The organism is Limoniibacter endophyticus (assembly GCF_014652835.1).
Lineage (GTDB): Bacteria > Pseudomonadota > Alphaproteobacteria > Rhizobiales > Rhizobiaceae > Limoniibacter > Limoniibacter endophyticus.
Window position 1 is genome coordinate 147,712 of the sequence record NZ_BMZO01000009.1, and the last position, 14,616, is coordinate 162,327.

A 14,616-nucleotide genomic window follows, 5' to 3' on the forward strand; every position below is an offset into this window, starting at 1 on the left:
AGCCGCCCTTTCCTTACGTGCCCCTCAAAATCACGATACTGGGGCGCGATGGCAATGTCCTTAGGGACACTTCCATCGTGTCGCTGTCGCGCCACTCGGGCGCGAAGTCCGGCAGCAGCGCCAAAAAGCTTTCCATCGAACGTCCGTTGCGGTGCATCGGCAAGACGATCGACGATTGTAGCCTTTTGGTAAGCTCCGACATACGGTTCTGGCTCATCGTCAACCCGCCATCAACCGGCACCATAACGACGTCGAGCCGACCGATGGCGCCATAATGCTTGTCCGTCAGCGGATGGTGCAGATGTCCCAGGTGGCCGATACAAAGCCCCGCCGTCTCGAAGATGAAGATGGAGTTTCCATCCGCCTCCATCTCGCCATAGCGGCGAATATCGGTCGGCACGTTGCGCACGTAGACATCCTTCACGGTGACTGCGTGACGCGCCGGTCCCCCTTCCGGATTCCAGCCGCGCAATACGTGGTGAATCCCAGGGTCGGGTGTATCTGTATAGTGCGTACGATGCGCCTTGTTCATGGTCGCGATCGTCGGCATGGAATTTCCCAGCCAGCCATTATAGTCCGTCGCAATCACCACCCCTTCGGGACTTTCGATCTCATAGGTCGAGTGTCCGACATAGGTGAAGCGCACGAGCTGATCTCCGGTACTGACGAACTGGGGGCGCAGCGGCCCTGCCCGTTTCAGCTGGAAGTTCGCATATGTCGCGCCAGGTATCGCCTTGGCCATGGCAAGGCACTGACTGGGAACCGGGTCGTCGGCCATCGGCGGTTGTGGCATTTGCGCCTGTGTCGGCAGGGCAAAAACAGAGATTGAAAGGACTGCCACGAGCGCGGTGCTCAAACCTGTATTGCGCATCATATCATCTCCTGTGGAGCGTGACTGCAATGGGATCAGCGTATCGTTTCAAAGTTTAGCGACAAATCACAGTTCGGTGTACAGCTTGAAATATGCGGTGCGACTGGACTGACGCCACCATTTTCAGTATATAGCCGCCAACCGATTTCCGATATTCTATACGAGATGCTGAGGCGAAATGGCCGGTCATTCCCAATTTAAAAACATCATGCACCGCAAGGGCCGCCAAGATGCGGTTCGCTCGAAAATGTTTTCCAAGCTTGGTCGCGAAATCACCGTGGCCGCCAAGGCGGGCCTGCCTGACCCTGCAATGAACCCGCGCCTTCGTCTGGCCATCCAGAATGCCAAGGCGCAGTCGATGCCCAAGGATAATATAGAACGCGCCATCAAGAAAGCCGCCGGTGGCGAAGGCGAGAATTACGATGAGGTACGCTACGAAGGTTACGGCCCGGGCGGCATTGCCGTCATCGTCGAGGCCCTGACCGACAATCGCAATCGCACCGCCTCCAATGTACGCGCAGCCTTCACCAAGGCAGGCGGGGCACTGGGTGAAACCGGTTCGGTTTCCTTCATGTGGGACCGCGTCGGCGAGATCACCTATCCGACCAAGGTTGGCGATGCCGATACCGTGATGGAAGCCGCCATCGAAGCTGGTGCCGATGACGTGCAATCAGATGAAGATGGTCACACGATCATCTGTGCCTTCGAAGATCTGGGGGAGGTTTCCAAGGCGCTCGAAGCAGCTCTTGGCGAAGCTGAATCCGTGAAAACGATCTGGAAGCCGCAAAACAGCGTACCGGTCGATGAGGAGCGCGCAACTTCCTTGATGAAGCTGATCGGCGTTCTCGAAGACGACGACGATGTGCAGAATGTCTACGCCAACTTCGAAGTCGATGAAGAAACCATGGCCAAGCTCAGCGCCGCCTGATCTTTGGTCTGTCGAAATGAAAAACCGCCTGCCTCCATCGGACAGGCGGTTTTTCTATGCAGAAAATCTCAGATAACAAAAAACCCCCGGCCATGACCGGAGGTTTTCAAAAGATCGAACTTCCATCGGGCCGGCAATTAGATGCCAAGACCTTCGTAACGCTTGTTGAACTTGGACACGCGGCCGCCCTTCGAGAGAAGCGTCTGCGAGGAACCGGTCCACGCCGGATGCGTGTTCGGATCGATGTCGAGGTTCAGCGTGTCGCCTTCCTTGCCGTAGGTGGAACGCGTAGTGAACTCCGTACCATTGGTCATGACGACCTTGATGGTGTGGTAGTCTGGGTGAATATCTTTCTTCATCGCTACAATCCTGCAATCGGGCGACGCCTGGCAAAGCCACCTGCGGCGATGTCACCCACTATCGAAAACATGAAGCCGTCCCTATAGGACTGTATGGCTCCCATGACGGTTGGGAGCGGCTATATATCATGCAGCCTTCAAGCACAAGGGCCTGCGCAGGCTGACTGGCCTGCAAAGTGGTTTTCATTGCCGCTCTATAGGACTATGACAAGGGCGCAAAGCTAAAGAAGAATGGACGAATGAGAAAAACTGGCAATCCGGGACGGGCCAAACTTGGACCGCTGATGCGGCTGAAGCCCTACCTGCTACGCTACCGCGGACGCGCGGCTACCGCCTTCTTCTTCCTGACGCTGGCCGGTCTCACCACGCTGACTCTTCCACTTGCCGTACGCCGCGTGATCGACCATGGCTTTTCGGAAGCCAATTCGACCTTCATCTCAAACTATTTCTCCGTCCTTGTGGTCATTGCGGCGATCCTCGCCCTGGCTTCCGCTGGTCGGTACTATTTTGTCATGACGCTGGGTGAACGCGTGGTCGCGGACATTCGTCGCAACGTTTTCGCGCATATCACGACGCTGTCGCCTGCCTTCTTTGATCGCGAGCAATCCGGCGAAATCGTCTCGCGCCTGACCGCGGACACGACGCAAATCCGCTCTATGGTTGGAGCGACGCTGTCGGTGGCCCTGCGCAATGTCATCCTCGGGACGGGCGCCGTGACAATGATGGTCGTGACCAGCCCGAAACTTTCGGCGCTGGTACTCGCCGCCATCCCGGTGATCATTATCCCCCTCGTTGCCTTTGGACGGTCGGTACGCAAACGGTCGCGTGAGGCACAAGACACGCTCGCCGCCAGTGCCGCCTTCGCCAGTGAGCAGATCGGCGCAATTCGCACAGTACAGGCTTTCACTCATGAGGAAAAGGCGCGATCGCGTTTTGCCGCAGCGGTGGAGGGCGCGTTTGATGCCGCGCGCGGCACCGCGGCAGCGCGCGCACTGCTGACCTTCATCGCCATATTCACCGTCTTGAGTTCGGTGGTTGCCGTCCTCTGGTTTGGATCGCGGGACGTGCTTTCGGGTGTAATCTCGGCAGGCACGCTCGGCCAGTTCGTGCTCTACTCTGTTTTTGCCGCGGGAGCACTGGGCGCCTTGTCAGAAATCTGGGGTGAACTTGCGCAAACCGCCGGAGCACTCGAGCGCATCGGCGAGCTTCTGGACGAGGAGCCCGCAATCACCGTGCGTCAGCCGGAATTGGCCCTGCCGGAAAAACCGGATGGCGCCATTGCATTGGAGGACGTATCCTTCGCCTATCCGGGCCGACCTGATCTGCCTGCGCTCCAGCACATCGCCCTCGCGATCCAGCCCGGCGAACGCGTCGCAATCGTCGGCGCGTCGGGCGCTGGCAAGAGCACATTGTTTTCGCTGCTCCTGCGTTACTACGACCCGGCCAACGGCCGCATCCTGATCGACGGCACCGATATTGCGCAGGTTGATCCACAAGGGCTTCGCCAATCCATCGCGATTGTGCCGCAGGATGTCACGGTCTTTGCCGCAACCGCACGCGAGAATATCGCATTCGGGCGACCTGAAGCATCCCAAGAGGAAATCGAAGCCGCCGCAAAGGCAGCGCATGCGCATGAATTCATCGAGAAAATGGCATATGGCTACGACACGATGATCGGCGAGCGCGGCATAACTCTTTCAGGCGGTCAGCGCCAGCGTATCGCCATTGCCCGTGCGATCCTACGCAATGCACCTATCCTGCTGCTCGATGAGGCAACCTCCGCTCTCGACGCGGAAAGTGAAATGCTCGTGCAGGATGCCCTGGATCGGCTGATGACGGGACGCACGACGCTTGTAATCGCGCACCGTCTGGCGACGGTTCTGAAGGCTGATCGGATTGTCGTCATTGACGAGGGTCGCATTGTGGAGGAAGGAACGCACGACAGTCTGGTGCGTCGCGATGGACCCTATGCACGGCTCGCTCGGCTGCAATTCGAAAGCGGCGCGCAAGCCTTCCGCGGCGCTGCGGAATAAAGACGTGCGCAAACGCCGCCCGACGTGATCGCCTGCGGTTGACGGATTTGTTTTTCTTTCCGGAAGTTTTGGGCGCGTCTTGCTCGCTCTTTTCCCGGAAACTTCCGCATTCCTTCGGCAATCCATGGCTTTCGTAGGCCAGGGGTTGCCGGGAAATTGAGGGGTTTTGGAGCATGTGGCCCGTCAACTCATCAATCTCAAATGCTTCCACATGCTCCCGACGATGATCCTTCGCTTTGCCAGGGCGAAAGACGTGCCAGATATGCAAGGCTTGTCAGACCTCACCCATCCAGTCGCCGACGTCCTCGCTCAGTGTCACGGGTGCACACGAGACCCCTCCGAGAACGCGAGAGTATTATCGGCCAACTGCCCGAGGTGTGGATGGATTGGAGCTTTTCTCCTCCCGATAAAATGACAAGTCCCTGATCGGAAAGGCACAAAAAAATACCCGGCTGAAAAACCAGGTATTTTTATCCACGCGTCGGGCTGCCAGATTATCCTCCCGCATCGGGGAGAGCAGCAGCATCTGAACTGTCGCGTCAGTTCATCGTCGGAATGACGAACTCTGCGCCATCCTTGATACCGGATGGCCAGCGCGAGGTGATGGTCTTCGTCTTTGTGTAGAAGCGGAAAGCATCCGGGCCATGCTGGTTGAGATCGCCGAAGGAGGAGGCCTTCCAACCACCGAAAGTGTAATAGGCGACAGGAACCGGGATCGGCACATTGACCCCAACCATGCCGACCTGAACGCGAGCGGCAAAGTCACGCGCCGCATCGCCATCGCGTGTGAAGATCGCGACACCATTGCCGTATTCGTGCTCATTGATGATCTTCAGCGCGTGCTCATAATTCGGCGAGCGCACAACAGAGAGAACCGGCCCGAAGATTTCTTCCCTATAGATGGCCATGTTTTCGGTGACATTGTCAAAAAGACAGCCCCCCATATAATAGCCGTTCTCGTAACCCTGCATCTTGAAACCGCGTCCGTCGACAACGAGCTTTGCCCCTTCGGCCACGCCCTTGTCGACATAGCCCTTAATCCGCTCCAGGGCCTGCGCGGTGACCACGGGACCGAAATCTGCCGCGGCATCAGTAGAAGGACCGACCTTGAGCGCCTCGACGCGCGGAATTAGGCGTTCCATAAGGCGATTTGCCGTATCTTCGCCCACCGGAACGGCGACCGAGACCGCCATGCAGCGTTCGCCTGCCGAACCATAACCCGCACCAATCAGCGCATCGACCGTCTGATCCATGTCGGCATCCGGCATGATGATCATATGGTTCTTTGCCCCGCCGAAGCACTGGGCACGTTTGCCGTATTTGGCGGCTTCCGAGTAAATGTAATGCGCAATCGGCGTCGAACCGACAAAGCCGACCGCTTTGACGTCCGGGTCCTGCAAAATGCCGTCGACCACTTCCTTGTCGCCATTGACAACATTTAGAATGCCCGCAGGCAGACCAGCCTCAAGGAAAAGCTCGGCGATGCGCAGCGGCACGCCCGGATCGCGTTCGGACGGCTTGAGGATGAAGGCATTGCCGGCAGAAATCGCCGGACCTATCTTCCAGAGCGGGATCATAGCCGGGAAGTTGAACGGCGTTATGCCGGCGACGACACCAAGTGGCTGGCGCATCGAATACACATCAATGCCCGGACCTGCACCCTCGGTATATTCGCCCTTCATGTGATGCGGCATGCCTATGCACACCTCGATAACCTCGAGGCCGCGCTGAATATCGCCCTTGGCATCGGGAATGGTCTTGCCATGTTCCCGCGCCAGCAATTCGGCAAGCGCATCATACTCCTTGTGCACCAGCTCAAGAAATTTCATCAGCACGCGGGCGCGGCGCTGGGGATTGGTGGCCGCCCAGGCTGGCTGTGCTGCCTTTGCGTTTTCGATGGCTTCGCGCAACTCCTCGCGACCAGCAAGGGCGACGCGCCCCTGCACCGTGCCGTCCATCGGCTGCATGATATCGGCATGACGGCCGCTCTTGCCCGCGACGTGCTTGCCACCGATGAAATGTCCTACTTCGCGCATGATGAATGCTCCTCCAGATTGACGTTTCGTCTTTTGTGCCCGCCATGCGCTCGAAACGCAACGTTAGAGCGGACGCAACCGATGTGCATAATTTACAGAACAAAAAGATTGCTCTACATATAGCGCAAATAGGAGGAGCCTATGAACTGGGACGACGTTCGTATTTTTCTGGCCGTTGCGCGCACCGGCCAAATTCTCGGTGCCGCCAAACGGTTGGAGCTGAACCATGCCACTGTCTCGCGCCGTATTGCGGCGCTTGAAGACGGCCTGAAGGCTAAACTCCTGCGCCGCCTGACGACGGGCTGTGAGTTGACACCGGCTGGTGAACGCTTCCTTGAAACCGCCGAGCGGATGGAGGCCGACATGATCAGCGTGCGGGCGGAAATTGCCGACGAAGGCGGTGAAATTTCAGGAACCGTTCGCGTTGGTGCGCCGGACGGTTTTGGCGTCGCGTTTCTCGCTCCCCGACTTAGCGCCATCACTGAGAAGCACCCTTCCCTGAGCGTACAACTCGTCCCTGTGCCGCGCTCCTTCTCGTTGTCTCGCCGTGAAGCCGACATCGCGATTACGGTGGAGCGTCCACATGAGGGGCGGTTGGTCGCCGCCAAGCTGATCGACTATTCTCTGGGTCTATACGCCTCGAAAGATTATCTGACCCTCCACGGCATGCCGGAAAGCAGCAAGGATCTCAACCGGCATCATCTTGTCGGCTACGTACCCGATCTCGTCATCAATCCTTCGCTTGATTACGCGGCCGACTTCTCCGAGGACTGGCAACCGCGCTTTTCCGTATCCTCTGCTTTGGGACAGGTAGAGGCTGTGCGTGCGGGGAGCGGCATCGGCATTCTGCATGCCTATATCGCGGCATCCTATGCCGAACTCATACCCGTCCCGGTCGCTCCCGCCCTGCGGCGCTCTTACTGGCTCGTCTATCACGAAACAGTACGCCCTTTGCGCCGCATCCAGCTGGTTGCGGATTTCATCGCGAAGACCGTAGAGGCAGAGCGCGAACTGTTTGCCTCGGGAAGCAGAAAGCGCGCGATCGCCTAAGGCGGATTATCGCCGATGAGACAAGGATTGGCGTGCTTGGTCAGCCAGGCATATTAACTGGCTGCATTCCTCTTCCGAAAGATTGACAAGCGCCTCATCGATCCATCCACGGTGGGTTGTTGCCATCTGCTCGAAATTTTCCCGGCCAAGCTTCGTAAGACGCACCTCCATAGCGCGGCGGTCATCCATGACAGGCACGCGTTCGACCAGTTTTTCCCGGACCAGCCGCTCGACGATGCCCGTTACATTCCCGTTCGAAACCATGAGCGCGGTGGACAGCTCGCCCATCTTCATGCCCTCTTCCGTGCGATAGAGGGCGGCCATCACGTCAAAGCGCGGCAGCGTTGTCGCATATTTCAAGCGTAGGCGCTCACGTACCTCGTTCTCGATCTTCCGGGTGAGCATCAGGAGATGGATCCAGGCGCGCAGACGTGTCCTGCTCGTATCGGCTGCCTGAAAATCGTCCTTCGAAACTGCTTTATTCATAAAACTTCCTCCTGCAATGACGGCCAGACACTGAAAACGTGAAGACTGTCATCTGCGTTAGCACGCGTCGGAATCTTCGTCTCCGGTTACAATTCCGCATTGCAGGACGGAATTCTGCCGTTTCCGATCCGGTTGTAATGCAAGCGACAAGAGGTTATTGGCGAACGGGCATCCGCACCATCGAGGAGTTTTCCATGTCCATTACCAGACTGCATCCCGGCAAGCGCATGAGCGAGATCGTCATCCACAATGACACGATCTATCTCGCCGGCCAGGTCGGCAATCCGGGCGAAGATATCACAGCCCAGACCAAGACTGTCCTTGCCGAAATCGAGAAGCTTTTGGCGGCGGCAGGAAGCTCGAAGTCGAAAATCCTGTCCGCACAGATATGGCTGTCCGACATTCGGTATTTCGACGCCATGAACGCGGTCTGGGATGCCTGGGTCGACACCGACAATCCGCCAACACGCGCAACCGGACAGGCGTTGCTTGCCGGACCGGAATATCTTGTCGAGATCATCATCGTCGCGGCGAAGTAATCACGTTGAGGGGACCGAGCGACGGTTCCCTCTTCCGCTCTGGCGTGCCAGGCGGTAGCCTTGTCCGCGCACAAGCGTGGGACGGCAAGATGTTTCTATCCTTTTTCCTTCAGCTCAAGGCAGCCGGCATACCGGTCTCTCTGCGCGAATATCTGACGCTGCTGGAGGGTATGCGGGCTGGCCTTTCCGACGACGATGTGCAAGCCTTCTATTTCCTTGCCCGTACCGCCCTGGTAAAAGATGAGCGCTTCATCGACCGCTTCGATCGGGTCTTTGCGCAGGCGTTCAAAGGCCAGGAAACACTCTCCGCATGCGACACAGCTGCATCGCGTGAAATCCCTGCCGAGTGGCTGCGAGGCCTTGCTGAAAAGCACTTGAGCGAGGAGGAAAAGAAACTCGTTGAAGCATTGGGCGGCTTCGAGAAGTTGATGCAAACGCTGCGCCAACGCCTGGAAGAACAGAAAGAGCGCCATCAAGGCGGTTCCAAGTGGATCGGCACAGCCGGGACCTCGCCCTTCGGCGCTTTCGGCTATAATCCGGAAGGCGTTCGCATCGGCCAGAACGAAAGCAGGCACCGACGCGCGGTAAAGGTCTGGGACAGGCGCGACTTCCAGAATCTCGACGATACGGTGGAAATTGGCACACGCAATATCAAGGTGGCACTCAAGCGCTTGCGCCATTGGGTAAGGGAGGGTGCACGGGACGAATTCGACCTCGAAGGCACCGTACACTCTACCGCCGAACATGGCTACCTCGACATCCGCATGCGTCCGGAGCGGCGCAACGCGGTGAAACTTCTACTTTTCTTCGACATTGGCGGCTCGATGGATGATCACGTGCGGGTGGTCGAGGAATTGTTCTCCGCCGTACGCGGCGAATTCAAGCACCTGCACTATTTCTACTTCCACAATTGCATCTATGAGAGCGTCTGGACCGATAATCGCCGCCGTCATGCCGAGCGCATCCAGACCGGTGATTTGCTGAACACATACGGGCCCGATTACAAGGTAATCATCGTCGGCGACGCTGCCATGAGTCCTTACGAGATCACGCATCCCGGCGGCTCCGTGGAGCATTGGAACGCTGAAGCGGGCGCGGTCTGGCTGGGCCGGATAATGGATCGCTGGAAGAAGACCATCTGGATCAATCCTGTGAAGCAGGATTACTGGGCGCACACCCAATCAACCCAACTGATCGAGCGGATCATCGGCGCGCGCATGTTCCCCCTAACGTTGCAAGGTTTGACTGCCGCCACGAAGGAACTATCCGGGCAGCGGTAATTATAACCGGGTGGAACTAACTCCTTTTGCTTGAGTTCTAATATCGAAATCAAAAGGAGATGGCTGTGTACAATATCGTATGGCTCGTCGGCGCTATCGTCATTATTCTGGCAATTCTTTCTTTCCTCGGATTGCGCTGATTGACATGACTTTAGAGGAATGACGCGAAGAATGGCGCGGTGTGGTTCGCGCTATTCTTCGCGTTGTCCGTTCAGGCAACGGCGGCCGGGCGCTTTGCGTCCAGCGTGCCTTCCCCCCAGTAAAGACCACCGAAGCGGTTCTTGCGGAAGTCGGACAAGAGTATCTCTTCCTGTTTGATAAAGCCCGATTGCGGAAGCTTTCCTCCCACCAGAAGATCCAGCACCGTGCAAATGCCTGCTGCCGTGGTTATCTGAATCGCGCTGAAATCTTCACCGAAGATCTCGCCATTCTTAACGTCGCTGATATGGCTTTCCTCGATCAGGCGGCCATTGCGATAACCGGTTGCCGTAACGACCACGAGTACGACGTCCTGCCCCGTCGCGGGCAACGCATGCTCAAGAATGTCTTTCATCACAGGGCGACGATTACGCAAATCGAGATCCTGTAGCAGCATCTTCATGACTGCACAGTGGCCGGGATAACGCATTGTGCGATAGTTGAGAGTGCGCACCTTTCCTTCGAAAGTCTCACAAAGCGAGCCTAGGCCGCCCGAAGTGTTGAAAGCCTCGTATTTCACGCCATCGAGCAGGATTTCCTCACGCTCTTCAAGCGCTGGAACGAGCATGCGCTTACCTTCGACGATGGCTTCGCAAGGCTCGATATATTCGTTAATGACGCCATCCGTGCTCCAGGTGAGATTATATCCCAGTGCATTGGTCGGGAACTGTGGCAAGGCACCGACGCGCAGCTTCAATGTGTCGAGGCTGTCAAAGCGTTTAGCGAGATCGCTGGTGACGATCGACACAAAACCGGGAGCTAGCCCGCACTGAGGAACGAAGGCTGATTTTGCCGTTTTCGACATCTCAATCACTTCGCGCGTTGAACGCACATCTTCGGTCAGATCGAGATAATGCACGCCAGCAGCAGCGGCAGCGCGCGCAATAAGCGTAGTCAGGAAGAAGGGTGCGGCGCTGAGCACCGCAAATTTGCCGGAAAGCATCTGCCCCAACGCGGCTTCGTTCGTCACATCGACAACCGCCGTGCGCAAAAGCGAAGTCTGTTTGATGGCCTCGATCTGGGCCGCCTCGCAATCGACCAAGGTGACGGCATAATCACCGGTGCCTGAGAGAAAACGCGCGATAGTGGTTCCGATCTTGCCTGCACCAACAACGACAATTTGTTTCATGAGCCTTGCCCCCAAACATTGAAATCCAACGAAATAATCACGCCAAATGCATCTGGTGTGCAGCGCCATTTTGCGCTAATCGACGATAAGTTTTGTGCAAATTGACGCCCTGGATCAGCAAAATGACATTAACGGAAAAGGATCGGGAGCTTCTTTCGCTTCTGAGCGAAAATGCCCGCATTCCCGTCGCGTCGCTAGCGCGGGCTCTCGGTCTCTCACGCACCACGGTTCAGGCGCGCCTCGAGCGGCTCGAGCAAACCGGCGTCATCGAAGGATATGGTCTGAAGCTTTCCAGCGCCTATAGAAATGGGCTGATTAGCGCTCATCTACTTATTACGATCGCGCCGAAATCCATCGCCCGGGTCTGCGCTGAACTGGCGGTGATCCGCGAGGTCCAGACATTGCATTCAGTGAGCGGAGAATTCGACCTGATTGCAATCCTCTCGGCGGCCTCGATCTCTGATCTCGACGCTCTTATCGATCGCGTCGGACAGCTAGACGGCGTGGAGAGAACGCAAACCGCGGTAATTCTGTCAACGCGAATAGACAGGTGAGGACGAAACAACGCGCGCAGCCCACATGGCGCGCTGGACGCGCGACATCGAAGCGACAGCAGCGTTCTGGAATATCTATTCGGCCATCGATAAGATGGCCGCACGATCTCTGGCCCACGCATGACCAGCGACGCCTATTGCGAGGCAATAGTCCGTATGCCAGATGGATCGCTGGTAGAAATTACGTCCTGAGAGCCTTCGATCCGGGTGCGAAGCCGCGCCAGACAATAGCGCGACCCCAGATCCGAAAGTGCAGAGCTAGACATCATTGAGATGGCACGCGGACAGGTGCGCGGGGGCTACTTCCCGCCTGGCAGGCATTTCCTGTTTGCAACGTTCCATGGCAAAAGGACATCGCGGATGAAAGTGACATCCCTTGGGTGGGTTGAGCGGACTTGGCAGTTCCCCTTTTACAGCTTGGAACCGCCGCTTCTCCGGCTCAATACGCGGGACTTCCGCAAGAAGAGCCTGCGTATAAGGGTGGTTGGGTCGCCTGAAAATCTCTTCAACCGATGCTTCCTCCACAATGCGCCCGAGATACATGATCGCTACCCGATCCGATATGTGCTCGACGACGCCCAGATCATGGCTCACAAAGAGATAGGTCAGATCGAGCCTGTCTCTCAACTCCATGAAAAGATTGATGACCTGCGCCTGAATGGAAACGTCGAGCGCGGCGACACTTTCGTCGCAGACCAGAAATTCAGGCTGTACCGCAAGCGCGCGCGCAATATTGACGCGCTGCCTCTGCCCACCTGAAAACTGATGCGGGAAGCGGTTCTTCATCGAAGGGTCGAAACCGGCAAGCCTAAGATATTCGTCCACATATGACGAGCGTTCGCTGCGTTTCCCGAGCCCATGGGCATAGGGAGCTTCCCAGATCAGTTCATCGACCGTCATGCGCGGATTAAGCGCCGCCATGGGGTTCTGAAAGATCATCTGCGTCTTGAGACCGAGTGTATGCTTTTGAGCCGACGAGAGCCTGTCACGATCTTCACCCTCCCAGAGAATTTGCCCTTGCGTCGGCGACGTTATGCCGGCGATCACACGCCCGAGCGTCGACTTGCCGCATCCGCTCTCGCCCACAAGGCCGACCACTTCCCCCTTCCGAATGCTGAGATTCACATCGTCCAGTGCATGCACGACAGGAGCCGGCTTTGCCAGCTTGAGTTTCAGCGCCAGTTTTGCGGCAAGATCAGGCTTCGAGCCGAACCGCTGGGAAACATTCCGGGCTTCGATCAATGGGGTATCACTTGCCATCATTGCGCCATTGCCTCTGTCACTGGGTGGAAACAGCGGAAGCGCCTTCCGCCTTCTGGTACAAGATCGGGCATCATCAGGCATTTGTCGCTTGCGCGGTCGCACCGGGTGCGGAAGCTGCATCCCTTTGGAAGCCGCGTGATCGCGGGGGTCATTCCACGAATTTGACGCAGCGGCTCACCGCGCCGGTTTTGCGATGGCACTGATGCGATCAGACCTGCTGTATAAGGATGCCGGGGATCTGTCAGGACATTCGCCACCGTTCCCGTTTCCACAAGCTTGCCCGCATACATGACGGCAATATCGTCGGCCAGACGGGAAACGATGGCCAGGTCGTGCGTGATCCAGATGACGGCAGTGTTCGCCTCTTCTGCCAGCCTTTGAAACTCCGAGATGATCTGGCTTTGGATGGTGACATCGAGCGCCGTGGTCGGCTCGTCCGCTATAATGAGATCAGGACGATGGAGCAGTGCAATGGCGATTGCCACGCGCTGGCGCATACCGCCTGAGAACTGGTGCGGATAAGAGGACAATCTTTCTTCCGGGCTGGGAATACCGACCAGACCAAGCGCATCGCGCGACCGCGTCCGTGCCTCTGCCTTCGACACATTCTCATGCGCACGTACAGCTTCAACCATCTGTGTTTCGATGGTGAGCACCGGGTTGAGCGTCATCATCGGGTCCTGGAAAACCATGGCAATGCGCTTCCCGCGCAACTGCCTCATTTCCTCCTCCGAGTTCTTGGCAATATCGACCCCATCGAAGAATACCTGGCCACCGGTGATGCGTCCCGGCTTTTCAAGAAGCCGCATGATCGAGAACCCCGTTACCGACTTTCCGGATCCGGATTCTCCCACCAACCCCAAGACACGCCCTCGCCCGACTTCGAACGACACGTCGTTGACGGCGCGAAGCCCGGGCGTCCCCTTGCCCCCGCCAAACTCGGTGATCAGGTTGCTGACCTTCAACAAGGCACTCATGATGCATTCCTCGGATTGAGCACATCGCGCACGCGGTCGCCGACAAGATTGATGGCGACGATCGTCGCCAGAAGGGCAACGCCAGGGAAGAAGCTGATCCAGTAGAGCCCGGTCAGCAGATATTGATATCCGGTTGAAATGAGCATCCCCAGTGACGGCTCTGTTACCGAAGCTCCAAGACCAAGGAAGGAGAGGGTCGCCTCAAGACCAATCGCCCGGGCCACCTGCATCGTTGCGATCACGATCACCGGAGCAAGACAGTTCGGGAGAAGGTGCCGCAGAAGGATGCGCCATCTCGGGAGACGCAACATTCGCGCGGCTTCCATATACTCCTTCTCACGCTCAACGAGCGCGGTTCCTCGCACCGTACGAGCATATGTCGCCCACTCCGCAATGATCAAGGCGATCACCACATTGATGACACCCTTGCCGAGCACGGCAAGCATCATCAGCGCCATGAGGATGGTGGGAAAAGACAGCTGCAAATCGACTAGCCGCATGACGACTGTTTCTGTACGCCCGCCCATATAAGCGGCAAACAGACCGGCACACGTACCAATCAGCGCGGCGGCAAAAGCAGAAACCACCCCCACCATCAAAGAGGTGCGAAGGCCATAAAGTATGCCGGAAAGAATATCGCGTCCCTGACTATCCGTCCCGAGATGATAAACGAGGCCCGTCATGGATTCCGAGCCCGGTGCAAGGCGCCCGTCCATAATATCAAGCTGCATCAAGTCGTAGGGATTTTGCGGAGAAATCCATGGTGCCAATATGGCCAACATGCAGATGATGATCAGCACGACCAGTCCAATGGCCGCGCCAGGGGCCGCAAAAAAGTCCCTTGCCACTTTTCCGATACGGCTCGGTTCTGCCTTGGCGGCAGGCGTATTTTCAGCGTTCAGGTCGGTCATGG

The 14,616-nt window shown here is 57.3% G+C and carries 14 protein-coding genes; 6 read left to right on the plus strand and 8 right to left on the minus strand.

Annotated features, from left to right (window positions below; all coding sequences use genetic code 11):
• Positions 1-13: 13 nt before the first annotated feature.
• Positions 14-874, minus strand: a complete 861-nt coding sequence (locus tag IE151_RS13965; RefSeq protein WP_189491359.1) for an MBL fold metallo-hydrolase — start codon at positions 872-874, stop codon at positions 14-16.
• Between the two features lie 175 nt (positions 875-1,049).
• On the opposite strand from IE151_RS13965, the gene IE151_RS13970 reads away from it, so the two are divergent.
• Complete coding sequence (locus IE151_RS13970; protein ID WP_189491361.1) at positions 1,050-1,799, plus strand: YebC/PmpR family DNA-binding transcriptional regulator; 750 nt, start codon at positions 1,050-1,052, stop codon at positions 1,797-1,799.
• A gap of 137 nt (positions 1,800-1,936) precedes the next feature.
• On the opposite strand, the gene rpmE is transcribed toward IE151_RS13970, so the two are convergent.
• A complete protein-coding gene (gene rpmE / locus IE151_RS13975) occupies positions 1,937-2,158 on the minus strand; it encodes a 50S ribosomal protein L31 (RefSeq protein ID WP_189491364.1) in 222 nt (73 codons plus the stop codon).
• 239 nt (positions 2,159-2,397) lie between these two features.
• Here rpmE and IE151_RS13980 point away from each other — a divergent pair, with 239 nt between their 5' ends.
• Entirely contained in the window at positions 2,398-4,191 is a 1,794-nt protein-coding gene (locus IE151_RS13980; protein ID WP_189491366.1) for an ABC transporter transmembrane domain-containing protein, read from the plus strand.
• A gap of 539 nt (positions 4,192-4,730) precedes the next feature.
• Here the strand turns inward: IE151_RS13980 and IE151_RS13985 are convergent.
• The gene (locus IE151_RS13985; protein ID WP_189491369.1) at positions 4,731-6,227 is read right to left on the minus strand and encodes a CoA-acylating methylmalonate-semialdehyde dehydrogenase; all 1,497 of its coding nucleotides are present in this window, start codon (positions 6,225-6,227) and stop codon (positions 4,731-4,733) included.
• A 141-nt stretch (positions 6,228-6,368) separates the two neighbouring features.
• Between IE151_RS13985 and IE151_RS13990 the strand changes: the two genes are divergently transcribed.
• Positions 6,369-7,277, plus strand: coding sequence for a LysR family transcriptional regulator (locus tag IE151_RS13990; RefSeq protein WP_189491372.1), 909 nt, complete (start codon positions 6,369-6,371; stop codon positions 7,275-7,277).
• A gap of 6 nt (positions 7,278-7,283) precedes the next feature.
• Here IE151_RS13990 and IE151_RS13995 read toward each other — a convergent pair whose 3' ends face one another.
• Positions 7,284-7,763, minus strand: a complete 480-nt coding sequence (locus IE151_RS13995) for a MarR family winged helix-turn-helix transcriptional regulator (protein ID WP_189491375.1) — start codon at positions 7,761-7,763, stop codon at positions 7,284-7,286.
• Between the two features lie 194 nt (positions 7,764-7,957).
• Here IE151_RS13995 and IE151_RS14000 point away from each other — a divergent pair, with 194 nt between their 5' ends.
• Together IE151_RS14000 and IE151_RS14005 are read left to right on the plus strand one after the other, a co-directional pair.
• Positions 7,958-8,302 (plus strand): RidA family protein, encoded by a 345-nt coding sequence (locus tag IE151_RS14000; RefSeq protein ID WP_189491378.1) that lies wholly within the window; start codon positions 7,958-7,960, stop codon positions 8,300-8,302.
• An 89-nt stretch (positions 8,303-8,391) separates the two neighbouring features.
• On the plus strand, positions 8,392-9,582 hold the full coding sequence (locus IE151_RS14005) for a vWA domain-containing protein (RefSeq protein ID WP_189491381.1): 1,191 nt from the start codon (positions 8,392-8,394) through the stop codon (positions 9,580-9,582).
• A gap of 211 nt (positions 9,583-9,793) precedes the next feature.
• Here the strand turns inward: IE151_RS14005 and IE151_RS14010 are convergent, their stop codons facing one another.
• Positions 9,794-10,909 carry a saccharopine dehydrogenase family protein gene (locus IE151_RS14010; RefSeq protein WP_189491382.1) on the minus strand — a complete coding sequence of 372 codons (1,116 nt, stop codon included), beginning with the start codon at positions 10,907-10,909 and terminating at the stop codon, positions 9,794-9,796.
• Positions 10,910-11,031: 122 nt separating this feature from the next.
• Between IE151_RS14010 and IE151_RS14015 the strand changes: the two genes are divergently transcribed.
• Positions 11,032-11,463 (plus strand): Lrp/AsnC family transcriptional regulator, encoded by a 432-nt coding sequence (locus tag IE151_RS14015; protein WP_189491385.1) that lies wholly within the window; start codon positions 11,032-11,034, stop codon positions 11,461-11,463.
• A gap of 258 nt (positions 11,464-11,721) precedes the next feature.
• Here the strand turns inward: IE151_RS14015 and IE151_RS14020 are convergent, their stop codons facing one another.
• From IE151_RS14020 to IE151_RS14030, 3 genes are read right to left on the minus strand one after another with little or no spacing between them, the layout of a single operon-like run.
• The gene (locus tag IE151_RS14020) at positions 11,722-12,726 is read right to left on the minus strand and encodes an ABC transporter ATP-binding protein (protein ID WP_189491388.1); all 1,005 of its coding nucleotides are present in this window, start codon (positions 12,724-12,726) and stop codon (positions 11,722-11,724) included.
• Positions 12,723-13,703 carry an ABC transporter ATP-binding protein gene (locus tag IE151_RS14025; RefSeq protein WP_189491391.1) on the minus strand — a complete coding sequence of 327 codons (981 nt, stop codon included), beginning with the start codon at positions 13,701-13,703 and terminating at the stop codon, positions 12,723-12,725. Before IE151_RS14025 ends, IE151_RS14020 begins: the two co-directional genes overlap by 4 nt.
• Positions 13,700-14,614, minus strand: coding sequence for an ABC transporter permease (locus IE151_RS14030; RefSeq protein WP_189491393.1), 915 nt, complete (start codon positions 14,612-14,614; stop codon positions 13,700-13,702). The genes IE151_RS14025 and IE151_RS14030 overlap by 4 nt, the downstream gene beginning before the upstream one ends.
• Between the last annotated feature and the right edge of the window lie 2 nt (positions 14,615-14,616).